Here is a 1,970-nt window from a genome sequence, read left to right as displayed (position 1 = left end):
GAGCTTGGTAACGAGTGAGGCAGCGGTGAAGAAACGTGTGGACATGCCCAGTTCGCAGGCCTTCACACCCAGAGCGATGGCAAGGTGAGTTTTGCCCGTACCTACGGGGCCGTAGAGTACGAGATTCTTTTTGTCCCGAACGAACTGACACGAAGTCAGTTCATCCGTTTGCAGAGTGGAGGGCAGGCGTAGAGATTGAAACTCATAGCCCTCAAGCGTCTTCCGAACCGGGAAGGCCGCCTTCTGGAACAAGCGTACTTTTCGCAGACGTTCTCTGTGTTCCAGTTCTTCTTTAAATACTTGATGCAAGAATTCTTCCTGCTTCGGCGTTGCTTCTAAGTCGCACAGCCGTACGGCATTTTGGCTTAGGATGAGTTGGCGGCAGAATAGGGCAATCTCTTGACGGATCTCACTTCGMTCCATATACAGCACCTCCTGATGCGGGCAGCAACTCATCGTAACGACTCWTATCCGGCCCTGGTTCTCCTGGTGTATGGAGGCCATAGTGGGCGATTCGGGCAGCCACCACGGCGGCATTAACCGGAAGMCCTTCCGTGCGTTTACGAACGATCGCTTCGTTCATACTGGTCATGGCCACATCTAATCCATATTGGTTAGATAAGTCTTTAATGAGCTTGAGCGCYTGCTTAAGACCGCTCTTATCCTGCTCRTCCATGTAGTCACGTACCTCGTAGGCCATTTGGCTGCGCATGACGCTATTCTTCCATGCGCCGGGCTTCACCATTARCTGATCGAGCATAGTGGTCCAGTCCACGGTATCCGTTCGTTCACTCCCGAATTCTCGGTTGTGACGGGAAATGGCATCACCGGTCTCGTCTAGGGGTTCGATGAAATGCGCACTYACGCGYACGACAATTTCACGCTCGGCGTACATCGGTGARGATGAATACGTATGACACCCACCGAGGATAAATTTGCCGTAGCCGTTGGTCTTCACGTGCTCGTAGCGGCAAGCTTCAAATTCGAGCTTAGGCAGTGGCAGTAGGGCCTTGCGATCAGCTTCAAACAGCGTACAGATCGGCTGATCCATTTGTAGTGCTCTCTGGCATTGTCGAGCTCACAGACTTGGTATCTGTTAAATGGAACGCGGAGAGATCGGACCAGCAGCCCGAATGCGCCTTTTTGCTGGAAACAGGTAAAGGCAATCGTTCTCGAAAGGACTCCCAGCCGGGTCTTAAGGGACCCGGTCGTATATGAACTGACGCACCCGGCCGGGCTGCGGTGATTTACACAAAAAAACGCCGTCATCGCGATGGCGTTTTTGTATGCAATCAGGCCTGTTGAGTTAACCATATATTAGCGAATTTCTTCAATCTTGTGCGTCAGTTCTGTTTTCTATCGCTTCTCTATTGAGCGATTACCGCTACCTGATCGAACCAAACGGTTCCGCCCGCCACTACCGGATTGGCATGAGTCAAGATAAGCTTTAGATTGTTTTCATAAAAGTTTTGACTCGGTGCAACAAAAGTAGTCTGGTATTGGGTCCAAGCCGTACTGTTGATCGTAACCGGCGCAAACAATGCGGTGCCGCTGTTCGTGACCGACACTTTCCCTTGCGCGGCCGAACCGTTGGTCTTGGCGTAGAACGTAAGACGATACGTTTCGCCCGCCTGCAGCCCGTTCAGATCATAGCTCAAGATTTGCTCCCCGCTGACCGGATTCGTCGCCAGTTTGACGGATTGGGCGCCTTTCACCTGCTCGCTCGAATCGAGTGATACCGTGGAGGCACTGGCATTCCCGCTGCGATTCCAGTACAACGGAAGCGTCGGATCGGCATAATCGGGCGTTTCGAATCCGCTGTTCGCCGTTTCCGAATCGGATAAATCCGGAACGATTCTTACCTCGTCAAAGAAGATCCGTTTATCCGGATTCGTCCAGTCGGTTCCCGATAAGCGGACATAAACTTCATGCCCTGCGACAGATGGGGTAGAAAAGTTCAAGGTGTACGC

3 protein-coding genes are annotated in these 1,970 nt (G+C 52.3%); all 3 read right to left on the bottom strand.

All coding sequences use genetic code 11. From position 1 onward, the window contains the following. Positions 1-423 (bottom strand): ATP-binding protein (locus tag AC1DWB_RS34260; RefSeq protein WP_477545542.1); only part of this gene is annotated, 423 nt, incomplete at its 3' end. Then, positions 410-1,051, bottom strand: coding sequence for a hypothetical protein (locus AC1DWB_RS34255; RefSeq protein ID WP_477545541.1), 642 nt, complete (start codon positions 1,049-1,051; stop codon positions 410-412). The genes AC1DWB_RS34255 and AC1DWB_RS34260, both read right to left, overlap by 14 nt. Before the next feature lie 316 nt (positions 1,052-1,367). Beyond that, positions 1,368-1,970: carbohydrate binding domain-containing protein (locus AC1DWB_RS34250; RefSeq protein WP_477545540.1), on the bottom strand; the 603-nt coding region annotated here is incomplete at its 5' end.

The organism is Paenibacillus sp. P4_E11, assembly GCF_056401635.1.
The sequence above is the reverse complement of the archived record's forward strand: the minus strand, read 5'-3'. Positions and strand labels throughout refer to the sequence as shown.